Source organism: Rhizorhapis sp. SPR117 (assembly GCF_021742065.1).
Genome location: NZ_JAKKIE010000074.1, coordinates 1 through 13,788, shown reverse-complemented (window position 1 = coordinate 13,788; position 13,788 = coordinate 1). Strand labels below are relative to the sequence as shown.

Annotated in this window: 14 protein-coding genes and 2 pseudogenes; 9 read left to right on the top strand and 7 right to left on the bottom strand. The window is 57.4% G+C overall.

All coding sequences use genetic code 11. The features are described from left to right. The first annotated feature begins 610 nt into the window (after window positions 1-610). The 4 genes from L3X40_RS18805 to L3X40_RS18790 are packed head-to-tail and all read left to right on the top strand — an operon-like array spanning window position 611 to window position 6,412. A complete protein-coding gene (locus L3X40_RS18805; RefSeq protein ID WP_237366959.1) occupies window positions 611-2,377 on the top strand; it encodes a tetratricopeptide repeat protein in 1,767 nt (588 codons plus the stop codon). A gap of 50 nt (window positions 2,378-2,427) precedes the next feature. Then, window positions 2,428-3,978: a peptide ABC transporter substrate-binding protein gene (locus L3X40_RS18800; protein WP_237366958.1), complete on the top strand. Its 1,551-nt coding sequence runs from the start codon at window positions 2,428-2,430 to the stop codon at window positions 3,976-3,978. Next, a complete protein-coding gene (locus L3X40_RS18795; protein ID WP_237366957.1) occupies window positions 3,978-5,465 on the top strand; it encodes an ABC transporter substrate-binding protein in 1,488 nt (495 codons plus the stop codon). The genes L3X40_RS18800 and L3X40_RS18795 overlap by 1 nt, the downstream gene beginning before the upstream one ends. A 50-nt stretch (window positions 5,466-5,515) precedes the next feature. Next, complete coding sequence (locus tag L3X40_RS18790) at window positions 5,516-6,412, top strand: tyrosine recombinase XerC (protein ID WP_237366956.1); 897 nt, start codon at window positions 5,516-5,518, stop codon at window positions 6,410-6,412. A gap of 109 nt (window positions 6,413-6,521) precedes the next feature. Here L3X40_RS18790 and L3X40_RS18785 read toward each other — a convergent pair whose 3' ends face one another. The 3 genes from L3X40_RS18785 to L3X40_RS18775 all read right to left on the bottom strand — a co-directional run bounded on the left by L3X40_RS18785 (window position 6,522) and on the right by L3X40_RS18775 (window position 8,691). Further along, a complete protein-coding gene (locus L3X40_RS18785) occupies window positions 6,522-6,794 on the bottom strand; it encodes a hypothetical protein (RefSeq protein WP_237366955.1) in 273 nt (90 codons plus the stop codon). Window positions 6,795-6,916: 122 nt separating this feature from the next. Beyond that, entirely contained in the window at window positions 6,917-7,627 is a 711-nt protein-coding gene (ctrA, locus tag L3X40_RS18780; RefSeq protein WP_237366954.1) for a response regulator transcription factor CtrA, read from the bottom strand. A 158-nt stretch (window positions 7,628-7,785) separates the two neighbouring features. Continuing rightward, the gene (locus L3X40_RS18775; RefSeq protein ID WP_237366953.1) at window positions 7,786-8,691 is read right to left on the bottom strand and encodes a LysR family transcriptional regulator; all 906 of its coding nucleotides are present in this window, start codon (window positions 8,689-8,691) and stop codon (window positions 7,786-7,788) included. A 91-nt stretch (window positions 8,692-8,782) separates the two neighbouring features. Here L3X40_RS18775 and L3X40_RS18770 point away from each other — a divergent pair, with 91 nt between their 5' ends. The 4 genes and pseudogenes from L3X40_RS18770 (at window position 8,783) to L3X40_RS22570 (ending at window position 10,189) form a co-directional block, all read left to right on the top strand. Beyond that, a complete protein-coding gene (locus tag L3X40_RS18770) occupies window positions 8,783-9,481 on the top strand; it encodes a pirin family protein (protein ID WP_237366952.1) in 699 nt (232 codons plus the stop codon). 75 nt (window positions 9,482-9,556) lie between these two features. After that, window positions 9,557-9,694 (top strand): annotated as a pseudogene (locus L3X40_RS18765) (flavodoxin domain-containing protein); the annotation flags it as partial. A gap of 147 nt (window positions 9,695-9,841) precedes the next feature. Continuing rightward, window positions 9,842-10,015, top strand: a pseudogene (locus tag L3X40_RS22575) (helix-turn-helix domain-containing protein); the annotation flags it as partial. Beyond that, complete coding sequence (locus L3X40_RS22570) at window positions 9,998-10,189, top strand: IS3 family transposase (protein ID WP_445177212.1); 192 nt, start codon at window positions 9,998-10,000, stop codon at window positions 10,187-10,189. The pseudogene L3X40_RS22575 and the gene L3X40_RS22570, both read left to right, overlap by 18 nt. Before the next feature lie 30 nt (window positions 10,190-10,219). On the opposite strand, the gene L3X40_RS18755 is transcribed toward L3X40_RS22570, so the two are convergent. Genes L3X40_RS18755 through L3X40_RS18735 form a run of 4 tightly spaced genes read right to left on the bottom strand, consistent with a single transcriptional unit; the run spans window position 10,220 to window position 12,877 of the window. Then, window positions 10,220-10,996: a VOC family protein gene (locus L3X40_RS18755; protein ID WP_237366951.1), complete on the bottom strand. Its 777-nt coding sequence runs from the start codon at window positions 10,994-10,996 to the stop codon at window positions 10,220-10,222. A 1-nt stretch (window position 10,997) separates the two neighbouring features. Next, the gene (locus L3X40_RS22565) at window positions 10,998-11,732 is read right to left on the bottom strand and encodes a DUF1428 domain-containing protein (RefSeq protein ID WP_445177211.1); all 735 of its coding nucleotides are present in this window, start codon (window positions 11,730-11,732) and stop codon (window positions 10,998-11,000) included. A gap of 20 nt (window positions 11,733-11,752) precedes the next feature. Continuing rightward, window positions 11,753-12,433, bottom strand: a complete 681-nt coding sequence (locus tag L3X40_RS18740) for a glutathione S-transferase family protein (RefSeq protein WP_237366950.1) — start codon at window positions 12,431-12,433, stop codon at window positions 11,753-11,755. A 12-nt stretch (window positions 12,434-12,445) separates the two neighbouring features. After that, complete coding sequence (locus L3X40_RS18735) at window positions 12,446-12,877, bottom strand: VOC family protein (protein ID WP_237366949.1); 432 nt, start codon at window positions 12,875-12,877, stop codon at window positions 12,446-12,448. Between the two features lie 81 nt (window positions 12,878-12,958). On the opposite strand from L3X40_RS18735, the gene L3X40_RS18730 reads away from it, so the two are divergent. After that, window positions 12,959-13,672: a winged helix-turn-helix transcriptional regulator gene (locus tag L3X40_RS18730; RefSeq protein ID WP_237366948.1), complete on the top strand. Its 714-nt coding sequence runs from the start codon at window positions 12,959-12,961 to the stop codon at window positions 13,670-13,672. The last annotated feature ends 116 nt before the right edge of the window (window positions 13,673-13,788 follow it).

The following is a 13,788-nucleotide window of genomic DNA, read 5'->3' as shown; positions in this document are numbered from 1 at the left end:
GCTACTGGCCGAGTCTAAGGCTAAAGCCAGTATCCGACTGAAGTCGGAGGGGTTCCTCCTCCAAGAGGACTCTAAACACAATCCCGTTTTCGCTCTTTGCGCGTTGAGAAAGGAGTTTCAGCCCATTTGTCACCGTTACATAGACACTCTCTCGTCGAAATCATCCTTAGCATTATCCAGAATGGACCTGCCCGATGCCTTCAAGGCTGCTGGTTTTTGTCGCCGGGAATCTTAAATCCGGCATTACGTAATATGCGGCATGTGATTGGATTGTGGTGCCACAACCCGGTGGCTGACCTGTGGTGGTACGGTCGTGGTGTTTTTGGCGTATGTCCATTGCCTGCGCCGTCCATCTTTGTCCTCCTGGTTACCGTTTTGCTCCGGCTCTGCATGGTTCTTTCGACACCGGTATTGAAAGATTTCCCGCAATTCTCGGCCGATTTTTTATTATTCCGCCCATTTTTCCGCAGAAACATTCTCATTGGAACAGAACGGCTTTGCAAAGCGGGCATTAACCAGTAGCATGGAAAAAATATTGCGTTGTATCGGAGGCTTAGCGCTAACTTCGCCCGTGCAGATGGGGATCCGATCACGACGTGGGGGTTGCAAAATGGGTGAAGAATCCGTCTATAATCGGTTTAAGTTTGCAGCCGAAATGGAGCGAGTTTTTGCGTCGCCGGAGTTTTCCCGTTCGCCCGTAATGCGGCGGCTATTACGTTTTCTGATTGATCAAACGGTGGCCGGTAAAGGGGGGCAGCTCAAAGCCTATAGCGTAGCTGTCGACGGCTTGGGACGGGATCCCGATTTCGATGCACAATCGGACAGCTATCCTCGTGTTCAGGTCGGCCGGTTACGCCGTATGCTTGATACATATTATAATCGTAATGGCCTGACCAATGACGAACGTCTTGTAATTCCCAGTGGCGCGTATCGCGTATTCCTGCATCCTGCCTATCGCCCTCAGGAACGACCATCCCGCCCCGTCCATGCCAGCGACGCCATCGTCCATGGTTACGAAGTTTTGTCGGAATTACCTGGCTCACCCGGATTCTCCCCGGCATTGCCCGGTGCCGGGAAATTCCGATGGATACCGCTTGGTTTCGTTATCTCCGGACTGATGCTTGCATTGCTAGTCTGCGTTGCAGCTTACATGCTCCTCACAAACGACGAACCCGTAACATTGATGCCAGTTGCCAAAACTGTGCCTGCCCCCAAAATGTTACTGCTGCCGGTGGAAAAAAGTTTGAGTTCCCCCGCTCCCCTGCCGACATCCATCGATCAGATATTGGGAGACGCGCTACATCGTTCATGGGTCGTCGATGTTATGTCAGATGACAATGGTCAGGACAGTCGGCGCGTAGAGAACGGCAATGCGGTCGTTCCCGACGACTATGCTTATCGTCTGCAGAGCGTTCTGGCAGGCCCAACCGGGGAGGACCTTTACCTGACCTTGTGGGACAATCGGAAGGGAGATCGCCTATGGACAGAGCATATCGATCTTTCAGGTCAGGAATCATCGATCGCCACACGGTTATACCTGCCCATCGCCAATTTGATCGGCAATTTTGGCGCGATAGCGACCCATCAGCGACAATTTTATGCTGGGTATACAGGGGGCGGCTATCCATGCCTGCTGAAAAATGCCGAATCCCAAATCAGATTCACCAAAGACAATCTGAACACTGCCCACACATGCCTTACGCAAATGCTCAGGGTCGATCCGAACTCCCCTACGGCGCTGGCCGCTGCTGTCTATATGAACTACAGGATGGCACTCATAAACCCGGACCAGCGATCAAAATATATGGCATTGGCCCATGCCTATGCAAAGCAAGCTATTTTGCTGGATCCCTATTCGCCTGAGGCACAGATGGCATCAGCTCTCATGGCGGGCATCGATGGTCGTTGCACATTGGGAAAGACACAAGCCCTGCGTGCGCTCGCACTCAATCCGTATGAGGCTTTGTATCATACGTATCTTGGTTTCATCCTGTTCCAGTGTGGCGATCCCGCCTATGAAAAACATCTGATCACCGCGCGCAAAATGTATCCAGAACTTCCCGCTTTCTTTTCCCTGCCGGTCATTGTGGCCATGGGAGAACGCGGCGAAACCGACGCAGCGCTCCATTTGGCACTTAGTCTGCCGGTCAGCAGTTCGGAAAATTTGCCCTATTATGCCATCACCATGGCGATCGCTTATGCCAATCACGGTGATCTGGTGCGAGCACGCAATTATTGGCAACAGACCGTCCTGGCCAGAACAAATAGAAAAAAGACGCCCCGTGCCATATTAAACAAACTTATAGTCAGTCCTCACCTGATTCAGGCAAGCGGCCAGGCGATGATCAGGGCCGGACTTATCGACCGGCTGGATTAGTGGCAAAAATTTGATGCACCTTGCGGCTCTCAGCCGCTAGGGTCAAAACGATGCTCCGCAAAGTCCTTCCCATCCTGTTTTGCATGTTCGCGATGATGAGCGGCTGTGGGGAACGCAAGGTCGGCCATCTGCCAAATGATGCAATCGTTCGCCTGAGCGATGCGGAAGCCAAGGGACTGGACCCGCAAAAATATTCCGACCTCGTCTCATTGCGTATTGCCGCCGACCAATTCGAAGGATTGACCCGGTTCGATGCAGCGGGAAAGGCTGTTCCAGGGCTTGCCCGATCATGGGTGATAAACAATGAAGGGCTGGAATGGCGCTTCTTCTTGCGTTCAGGACTGCGTTTTTCCGACAATCACCCCATCAATGCGGAACTGTTTGCCAAGCTATTCACAAGGCTTGGGGACGAGTCCACCGCCTCGCCACACCGGGCGTTGTTTGGAGTGATTGCTACCATGAACGCCATCGGTTCAGATGAGGTTCGCGTCACGCTGCATCAACCTTTTCCCGATCTTCCCGCGCTGCTCGCGCATCCGGCGATGGCGGCCCTGCCCCTGCATCGTATCAGGCAGGCAGGCGATCGATGGACTGCCGATCGACCGATGGTAACCAGTGGTCCCTATCGACTAACAGGCTGGAACCTTAACGAACGCATCACGCTGTCCGCCAACCCGCACTGGCATGATGGCGCGCCGCCCGTCTCCCAAGTCGACTGGATGCCGGTTGATGACAGTCTGACTGCGCTACGGCAATTTCGGGCGGGCGCGGCCGACACGACCAGCGATTTTCCCGCCAGCCGCCTGCCATGGCTAAGGCGTCATATGCCGCGCGCAGTTCATGTAGCGCCTTACGACGGGGCCTATTATTTCGTTTTCAATACACGCAAGCCGCCCTTTGACGATGTCCGTGTTCGCCGCGCGCTTAATATGGCTGTTGATCGAACCTGGATTGCCGGACCGCTGCTCAACATCGGTAATCCCCCCGCCTGGGGCGTCATCCCACCAGGGATGGATGGCCTCGCCCCCTGGCGGCCCGACTGGGCAGACTGGCCGCGTTCCAGGCGGTTGCAGGCAGCGCGCAAATTGCTGCTTGCCGCAGGCTATAGTGCTGATCGGCCGTTACGGGTCGAAATCCGTTTCAACAGCGACACCGACCATCGCCGGGTCGCCGTCGCACTCGCCGCCATGTGGAAACCGCTGAGCGTTGAAGCGACCCTGCTCAACAGCGAGGCAGCCCTGCATTTTGCCAGTCTGCGCGCACATGATTTCATGCTGGCGCGGTCTGGCTGGATTGCGGACCTGCCCGCAGCCGATAATTTTCTGGCTGTCCATCGTTCAGATGCCGGACCAGTAAATTATTCCGGTTATGCCAGCCCTACATTCGATCATGCGCTCGATACGGCAATGGCGCAGGCCGATCCTGTCGCGCGGGCCACAGCGATGCGTGCCGCGGAAAAAGTGCTGGCCACCGACGCGCCCATCCTGCCGTTGTATTTTTATGTCAGCCGTGCACTTGTTTCACCGCGAATATCCGGTTGGCGTGACAACCCCGGCAATATACATCCCAGTTACACCCTCCGGTTACAGCAGCGATATTGATGCATTTTTTCAACCGTTCCTCATCCCTGTGTCTGGCGGCAGCCAGCGCGCTGATTCTCGGCAGCTGCTCGGGCGACGAAGAAACCGGACCCGTCATCGTCAGCATCAGTGGCATACCTGCGGATTTGGCGGCTCCCCTGTCACATTTGCCACACCCGCCGGCCATGCTGATGATGGCATCGACAGCACAGGGGCTTGTTGCCTTCGATGCGCAGGGAGAGATTGAACCAGCGCTCGCCGAACGCTGGATCGTGGAAGACGATGGTAAAAGTTACATCTTCCGCCTGCGCGACGCCAATTGGCCGAATGGTGACAAGATCACGGCGCAGGAAGTTGCCCGTATTCTCCGTGCCCGGATAAAGGCCAGTGCGCGAACCGACCTGCGCCCCGATCTGCAATCCATCGTTGAAATTCTGGCCATGACAGGTGAGGTGATCGAAATCCGCTTGTCCGCACCGCGTCCCAATTTCCTGCAGATACTGGCGCAACCCCAGCTCGGCATCAGCGACAAAAGCGGTGGTGCAGGCCCCTATCGCAGGGATCAACGCAAATTGGCGTGGATGCTCACGCCTGTGGTTGAAGAAATAGACGGTGGAGAAGAAGAACCGCCTCTGCCGCGTAGCGTCAACCGCGTGCTGCGGGCGGAACGCATGGCTGCCGCAATCATTCGTTTTCGTGAAGGAGAAGCCGGGCTGGTGCTAGGTGGTCGTTATCTGGACCTGCCTCTGCTCAATTTCGCCAAGGTCGACAACAAAGCGGTTCGCGTCGATCCGGTGCGCGGGCTGTTTGGGCTGGCCATCGTCGAGAAAACCGGCTTTCTGGCGGATGCCGCCAATCGTGAAGCACTCTCTATGGCGATTGAACGCGAACGCCTTCCCGTAACTTTTTCATTGTCGGGCTGGACAACCAACACCGGTATCCTGCCTGAACAACTGGAAATGCCCGCCGCCCCCAGATTGCCGCGCTGGAACAGTCTTGGCATCGAAGAGCGGCGGACGTTCGCCCGTGGGGTCGTCGCCCGCTGGAAAAGCAGCAACGCTTCCAGTGCCCCCCTCGAACCGCTGCGCATTGCATTGTCAAAGGGGCCGGGAAGCAACCTGTTATTCGGCATCGTCAAATCGGATTTCGCCCAGATTGGCGTACCTGCCGTTCGCGTCGAGGAGAAAGCCGATGCCGATCTGCGGCTGATCGATGAAGTTGCGCCTTACGACAGTGCATTCTGGTATCTGGGGCGGCTCAGTTGTGCCTATCCCCTGTCCTGCAGCGAGGAAGCAACGCAGCGGCTCACTGAGGCACAGCAGGCCGAAAGCATTGATGAAATGCTGCAAAAAATGAGCGAGGCCGAGGTCCTGACCCTTGCTCATGGTGGTTATATACCCCTTGGTGCGCCGGTCAGATGGTCCCTTGTTTCACGACGCCTGCGTGGCTTCCAGCCAAGCCCGCGAGGGTTGCATCCATTGAACCACTTGCTCGCCGAATCCGATTGAGGACGCATTTCCTCTCCCCAGTCGCACCACATTCCCTTACACTTGCAACCATGAACGCAGCGCAATCCCTTGTTGAAGACTGGCGCCGCCATTTGGCGCTGGATCGGCGTCGGTCCGTGCATACGGTGCGCGCTTATATCGCCACGGCAGAGCGGCTGATCACGTTCCTGCAAGCCCATCGGGGAGAATTGGTGGCGCGTGAGACTCTCACCACGCTTTCCATTGCTGACATGCGCGCGTTTCTGACCGAGCGGCGCAGCGAAGGGATCAGCAATATATCGGCTGCGCGGGAGTTATCGGCTGTCCGCGGCTTTCTGAATTTTGTCGGCGGCGATCAGGCACGAGTGCCTGCAGTCAAAGGTCCGCGAGTCAAACGCGGCGTGCCCCGACCGATCTCACCAGACGAGGTCATGGCCCTTGCCGAAGATGTCGCCGAGCAACGCAGCGAGGCCTGGATCGGCGCACGCGACTGGGCCGTACTGCTGCTGCTTTATGGCGGCGGGCTTCGGATCAGCGAAGCACTGGGCCTGACAGGCGAAGCATTGCCGCTGGGCGAAACGCTGCGCGTCACCGGCAAGCGGGGCAAGACGCGGATCGTCCCGCTGCTGCCACAGGTGCGCGAGGCCATTGAGGGTTATCTTTCCGTCTGTCCATGGTCGCCCGCCAAGAACGAACCGATATTCCGCGGCGCGCGCGGCGGGCCGCTGTCCCCGGCGCTCATTCGGCGGGCGGTACAGGGTGCGAGAGGAAGACTGGGTCTGTCGGAGCGGACAACGCCGCATGCCCTGCGCCACAGTTTCGCAACGCATCTGCTGGGACGCGGAGCCGATTTGCGATCGTTACAGGAACTGCTTGGCCATGCGAGTCTCAGTTCCACACAGGTCTATACGCAGGTCGATGCGGCCTATCTTTTGGACGTTTACCGAAACGCCCATCCACGCGCCTGATAGCCGTTAGCGCATCGTGCGGAAAAGTGGGAACCGGTTTTCCGTAGTAAACGATGCGACAGCAAAAACATAGAGCGGGCGGCGTGATTCAGATTTCACACTGCCCGCTCTATGCAAACAGGTCGTGTTCGTCTGCTGCTTCCAGCGGCTCGGGCACTTTAAGTTGGGCATGGCCTTCGGGATGATGGTGGGAACAGCGGAAAAAATTACGCCACCAGCGCTGCGACACTTCATTCGTATAGGCCAAAGCTGCGTCTCCGAACATCATCGGTATGGCAAAGAAAGCATCCATGGGATGCCTGGCCTGTGGCGGTGTTTTTGGAACCTCTCCATTCATAAGCTCACCCGTTACAGCGTGTTCCACGAATCGATGAAGGGTCATCCTACACTATTTCCGGCTTCGGCAAGCATATGCACTTGCCCAAATGTGCAAAGCAAAGGACCGGCGGACCATGTCTGATCCGCCGGTCGCTAGCCCCCGGGTAAAGCTGGTATTCTGTGCGTTCAGGCCACCTGGGCCGATGGCGCATCCATATCCTCATCGGGATCGCGCAGCACATAGCCACGGCCCCAGACGGTTTCGATGTAATTGTCGCCGCTGCATGCCAGCGCCAGTTTCTTGCGCAGCTTGCAGATGAAGACGTCGATGATCTTGAGTTCCGGTTCGTCCATGCCGCCATACAGGTGGTTCAGGAACATTTCCTTGGTCAGGGTCGTGCCCTTGCGAAGCGAAAGCAGTTCCAGCATCGCATATTCCTTGCCGGTCAGATGCACGCGGTTGCCATCGACTTCGACCGTTTTGGCGTCCAGATTGACGGCGAGCTTGCCGGTGCGGATGACCGACTGGCTATGCCCCTTCGACCGGCGCACGACGGCGTGAATGCGCGCGACCAGTTCGTCGCGGTGAAAAGGCTTCGTGACATAATCGTCGGCGCCAAAGCCGAAGGAGCGGACTTTGCTATCCATCTCGCTGATGCCCGACAGGATGAGGACAGGCGTCTGCACCCTGGCTGTGCGCAATTTCTTGAGCACATCATAGCCGTGCATGTCCGGCAGATTCAGATCGAGACAAATGATGTCATAATCGTAGAGTTTGCCAAGATCCAAACCCTCTTCACCCAGATCAGTGGTGTAGACGTTGAATCCTTCGGTCGTCAGCATCAGCTCAATCGCCTTTGCTGTCGTTGGTTCATCTTCGATAAGCAGCACGCGCATCTCGCAGCCCCTTGTTCCAGTATGGAGATGCTACTCCACGACGAGCGCATCCATGCGTGTATATTAACCATATAACATCTGAACGCAAAAGGTTAATTTTCCTTTAACCCGCATAACTCCACGAGTCGCGGGCGCTCATAGCTGTCAAGGATTCGATTTCACCCCGCGCAGATGGCGCGAAAGCGGGTTGCGAGGAAGTCCGCCAAAAGGGTTACGCGGACCGGGCGCGGGTCTCCGGGCGGGGTCAGCAGGTGCAGCGCGACCGGCGGCCTGGACCAGCCTGGAAGCAACGCTTCAAGCCGTCCTTCCGCTATATCCTGATGCACGATGAAGTCGGGTAAAATGGCAATACCAAGGCCAGCACGGAGCGCAGGCAGCATGGCATCGCCGCTGTTGGAACGCAGCGGACCCGCTGGGCGAACCGATACTTCCTCGCGGCCCGGCCCCAGAAAACGCCACGTGTCTGGTGTATCGATATAGGCATAGCCCAGACATCGATGCTCACTCAGTTCAGATGGATGGGATGGCCGCCCATAACGTTCCAGATAGGATGGCGACGCGACAATCCGCGCCTCCACCCCGCCCAGCCTGCGCACGCGGAGCGAACTGTCGGGCAAGGATGCGATGCGTAATGCAATATCGAAGCCCATGTCGATGATGTCGATCTTTTCATCGCTGAAGTGCAGATCAATCGCCATCTCAGGATATAGCGCCAGAAAATCGGCGACGGCGGGCGCGACATGCAGCAAGCCAAAAGACATGGGCGCTGCAAGGCGCACCGTACCCTTGGGCGCGCTGGCTTCATCACGTGCAGTCTCTTCGGCAGCGACCGCTTCGGCAAGGATGCGGGCAGCACGCACCGAAAGGCTGCGACCCGTCTCGGTCAGTGACAGGCGGCGCGACGTACGGTGGAACACCGTCGCACCCATGCTGGTTTCAAGGCGGGACACGGCCTTGGATACCGTCGCCTTGGAAAGACCAAGAGCCTTGGCTGCGGCGGTGAACGAACGATGTTCGACAACGGTGGCAAAAATCGCCCAGGCTTCGAAGTCTGGTAGGCGCATATATTGAAACAATCCGTTTCTATCTTGCTTATTTAAGAAACGACAATGCCTGCTAAATTGTCTTTCATCAAGAGACGAAAGGATCATGAAGATGATTGAGAAACGCGAATTTGCCTCACTGGGCCATGCCGATCATGGCTGGTTGAATGCACGGCATCATTTTTCCTTCGCCGACTACCATGACCCCGCCCGTATGGGATGGGGCGCGATCCGGGTGTGGAATGATGATGAGATCGCTGCGGGTAGCGGGTTTCCCCCACATCCGCACAAGGACATGGAAATCATCACCTATGTTCGCAATGGCGCTGTCACGCACAAGGATTCCATGGGCAATACGGGTCGTACCGAAGCTGGCGATGTGCAGGTGATGAGCGCAGGCACCGGGGTCCGGCACAGCGAATATAATCTGGAAAATGAAACAACCACCCTGTTCCAGATCTGGATCTATCCCCGTGCAGCCGGCGGTTCGCCAAGCTGGGGAGCAAAGCCCTTTCCCAAGGGTGATCGCTCGAACAGATTCGTCGTTCTGGCCAGTGGCTATGACGATGATGAAGGCGCCTTGCGCATCCGTGCAGATGCCCGAATGCTGGGTGCGACGCTCAAGGCCGGGGAAAGCCTGCGCTATGAACTGGGAGAGGGCCGCCATGCCTATCTGGTGCCTGCAACCGGCAGCATCGAAGTGAACGGCGTGACGTTCAATGCCCGCGACGGTGCGGCGATTGGCGGCGGCGAAACCGTCACCATCACCGCCATCGAAGAAAGCGAAATTGTCCTGGTGGACGCTGAATAACCCCCTCGTCGCCCGCGTGATCCTCCCCTCCCCGACGCGCGGGCGGCGTTCCCTGAGTTTTTAAGGAGACATATGATGGCAAAAGTTCTGGTGCTCTATTATTCGTCTTACGGTCATATCGAGACCATGGCCCATGCGGTTGCGCAAGGCGTGCGGGACGCTGGTGCGACCGTTGACGTCAAACGCGTTCCCGAAACTGTGCCAGCGGAAGTTGTTTAGTCCCGGCATTTGATGGTGCATTATTCAGCCATCAATGGAAGGATGCACTGCGGGACAGATTCTACATGGGAGCGCCCGCACGACAGCGGGCGATGAGCGCAGATGATGCGGGGCATCATCGAGCAGTGAGGCCGTCGAGCGATACAACATAGTCAAGAGAGTTTGAGAGTTCTCGCCAAGCGCCACGGGATCAACCAGAAGACGGTAGCCAAGTGGAAGAAGCGGGCGGCGGTCAAGGATCTGCCAACGGGTCCGAAGGATGCGCATTCGACGACACTTTCCATTGAGGAAGAGGCGATCATTGTCGCATTCCGCCATGCCCAACTGACGACGCACCTGTACGACTTCATCGACGCCTATAATTACGGTCGTCGGCTCAAAACCCTCAAGGGCCTCACACCATACGAATACATCTCCAAAATCTGGACAACCGAACCTGCAAGATTTACACTCAATCCGCACCATCAAATGCCGGGACTAAACACCTAGGTCTCATCGGTAGCCTGCAAATCTTCTCTCTTATTTGCGCTGACCCACCAGTCCGAAATGTGCGCCCTGGGGATCGGTGCCGTTCATAGCGAAATCGCCGCCCGGTATCTCCATCGGTCCGTTGGTGATCGTGCCGCCGCCGGCTTCGATCGCCGCTTTGGCCTGATCTATATCGGCAACGCGGAAATATTGGTTCCAGTGCGGCGGCCCCATTTCCGGGGTGCCTGTCATCATCGCGCCGATCACACTGCCATGCCGGACGAAATCATAGCTGCCCAGCGGCCCCATATCCATTTCGCCATCCTTCACCCAACCGAAACGCTGGGTATAGAAATGCCATGCCGCCGCCTGATCGGAGGTGATGAGTTCATTCCATGCGCAATGGCCTACCCGCGGGCAGTCATCGGCAAATGCCAGGCTTTCGCCCTCGCCGCCGGGCTTCATCACATAGAAAGGCGCGCCCTGCGGATCGGTCACCATGGCGATACGCCCGACATTGGGAATGTCGGTTGCCGGCATCATGGTCTTGCCGCCGCCATGTTCGACGCTTTCGACGCATTTATCGACGTCATCGACGGCGATATAGCTCAACCATGTCGGTCGGGCGCCCCCGTCCGCCATGTCCTTCGTGATCGTCATCAAGCCGCCGACGCTGTGCTCCGGCGCGTTTATGATGCGATAATCCACATCGCTGTTGCCGCTATCGGCGAACGTCCATTCCAGCACTGAGCCGTAAAACGCCTGCGCCGCATCTGCATCGCTCGTCAGCAATTCATACCATATGAAGTCGCCATGTTTATTCGCCATCTTACTTCTCCATCGTAACGACGGGCGTAAATCCGCAATAGATCATACGTTTGCCATCGAACGGCATTTCGGTCGGCATCGGCATACTATCATCGGATTGCATCTTCTTCGCCGCTGCATCGCACACGTCGCGGGACGGCCATTCCATGAATGCGAACACAATCCTCTCGCCGGATTCAGCCTTCACCGCGCGGAAGAAATCGGTCTGCTTGCCTTCCGGAACGTCGTCCTGCCAAGCCACCATGAGCCTTAGCGCGCCAAACCCTTGAAAATAGGCCCAGGAGTCTTCCTCCAACTGGCGATAGGCGTCTTGTTTACCCTCCGCCACCGGAATCACAAAACCCTGTATGTAGCCTTGATCGGCCGACCGACCCTGCTCGACGATGGGCGTAAATCCGCCGAAGATCATGCGTTTGCCGTCGAACGGCATCGGGTTTTTGGCAGGGTCAAAGCGCGGATCATCCTTCATCATCTCGTTCATTTTGCCAAAGGCAGCATCGCGCGTCGCCTTGTCCGGCCATTCCACCCAGGAGAAACACACCGTCTCCTCCGCGGTCGCCTGCACCGCGCGGCGAAAATCTGTCACCTTGCCGTCGGGCACATCATCACCCCAGCATTCCAGGATACGGGTCGCGTCCATGTCCATGAACATCTGGTCCATTTCCCGGGCATGATCGGTAAATTCCTGCTTGTTCGCAGTCGGCACGGGAATGACAAAACCGTCAATATAGCTCATCGTCTCTCTCCTTTATGGGCTCAGGCCGGAACGAGTTCCGGCGCCGCGGCCGTGAAATCCGCCAGTTGCGCGTCGAGCGCTGCCTTGAAGGCGGGGCGCGCCACCAGCCGGTCCAGATAGGCGCGCAGGTTCGGGAATGTATCCACCAGCCCCATCGGTTCGACGATGCGCAGCACGCACGCCATCATGATATCTCCGATGGTAAAACGATCCTCCAGCCATGGCTTGTCACCAAGCCAGTCCGAAATGCGTTTCAGCTTGAGACGCGCGAAATCCTCCGCGCCCTGCCGTCGCAACTTCGCCCATTCCTCGTCCTTGTTGAAGAAGGCGATCATGGCCAAATTCTGAAGTGCTGGCTCGACGCTATTGAGCGCGGCGAAAACCCAGCCGATCGCGCGACCCTTGCCTTGCGCATCGCGCGGCAGCAGTCGCTCATCCTTTTCGCCGATATGCACGAGGATCGCGCCGCTCTCGAACAGATGGACACCGTTCTCATGATAGACCGGCACCTGTTCAAATGGCTGTTCGCGTACATAGCCCTCGGGTCGCGGTTTGGCCGGATGCATCAGGCGCATCTTATAGGGCAGGCCGATCTCTTCCAACGCCCAGCGTACCCGCAGGTCTCGGACTTGTCCCTTGGCGAAGTCCGGCACCCAATTATAGCCGGTAACTTCTATCGCCGCATTATCAGAAACGGGCATGATCGTCTCTCCTCAGGCTTCGGCGGTTTCGGCATTCGCGGCCATCGCGGCGTCGACATCCATCCACACCAGTTCCCAGATATGGCCGTCTGGATCGGCGAAACTGCGGCCGTACATGAACCCATGATCCTGCTTCGGGTTGGGATCACCCACCGCGCCAGCCCCGACGACTCGCGCCATCCTTGCATCCACCGCATCCCGGCTTTCCTCACTCAAACACAACAGCACCTGCGCGGTTTCCTGCGCGTTCGGAATCTTGCGGCTGGTGAAGCCCGAAAAGCGCTCATGCGTCAGCAGCATCACGGAAATCGTCGGGGAAATCACCATCATCGCGGCGCTGTCGTCCGTAAACTGCGGGTTGTTGGCCGCGCCGACCGCTTCGTAGAAGGTCTTCGACCGCGCCAGATCGCTGACCGGCAGGTTCACGAAAATCATCTTTTCCATCGCATTGCTCCTTGGATTGAACGGCCGGCTTCCTCGACTCGGCATTGACAGATCATGCCATATAAATTATAAAACACAACTATGTCGTTAGAAAAAATAACTATTGAACAAAAACTCCCGGAAAAGCGCCGCTATCACGATGCCTGCGGCATGGCGCACGGGCTCGAACTGCTGGGCGAACGCTGGGCGCTCTTCATTGTGCGAGAGCTTATGCTGGGTCCGCGACGTTTTGGTGATCTGCGCGCCGACCTGCCCGGTTTAAGCGCCAATGTGCTGACCCAACGCCTCACGGAGATGGAACAGCGTGGCATTCTCATCCGCCGCAAGCTCCCGCCGCCCGCGTCAGTGCATGTCTATGAACTCACCTCATGGGGCTATCAGGCCGAGCCGGTGGTTCAGGAGTTTGGCCGCTGGGCCGTCCGCTCGCCGGGGCATGATCCGACACAGCCGATCAGCGGCGTGTCGATCCTCCTCTCCTTCCGCACTATGATCGACCGGTCCCGCATCGGCGATCTCGATGTCTCGCTCGGCTTCCGCTTCGGCGAGGATATGTATCGTGGCCATCTCGATGCGTCCGGCTTTACCGTGGCGCAGGGCGACCCGACCGGAGCGGACATCCTCTTCGAGGGCGATCCCGACGCGCTTGGCGACTATGTTCATGGCGGCGTGCCTTATAGAGAGCTGGAACAGGCAGGAACGCTCCATATTCATGGCGATCTGGCAAAAGCCGAGCGCTTCCGCACCATCTTCCCGCTGCCCGACAAATTCGTGCCGCCCGGTAAGGATATGCCATGAGTGCGATCAAGAAGGGTCGGCCGCGAAATCTGTAGCGCAAGTGTTGATTGTCGCTGAGAAGTGACCCGGTATTTTCATCGAGAAGTGACCCGGCTGGTTTATGTCCCGCGTTGCGG